The sequence below is a fragment of the Salmonella sp. SAL4457 genome, assembly GCF_046548235.1.
Lineage (GTDB): Bacteria > Pseudomonadota > Gammaproteobacteria > Enterobacterales > Enterobacteriaceae > Salmonella > Salmonella enterica.
On the sequence record NZ_JBGDZO010000380.1, the window covers coordinates 1 to 277 of the forward strand.

Below are 277 nucleotides of genomic sequence, written 5' to 3' on the forward strand. Positions count from 1 at the left end.
TTGAAGTCGTTCAATCGTAAGTGCATTTGTTTCGTCTGCGAACGCGAAAACACGGATTGGTCCGTGACGCCCGAGCCGAACGAACTGACCGATTCGTGCGTCAAGGACGTTTGGATTCAGCGGCAGGTCGTAGAAGATGACGGCGGCCATCTCTGGGATTCTTGTCGATGTCGCCGCGGAAACAATTAGGATTCCACCGCTGCTAGCAAACTCTTCGATAATTTGTTTTCGTTCAGAGAAAGATGATTTTCCGATCAGCTTTGCTACTCGCGTATGG

At 50.2% G+C, this 277-nt stretch carries 1 protein-coding gene; it reads right to left on the reverse strand.

The annotated features are described in order from the left end of the window. The coding region (locus tag ACLJNW_RS24725) for a helicase-related protein (protein WP_410961292.1) at window positions 1–277 on the reverse strand (277 nt) is incomplete at both ends.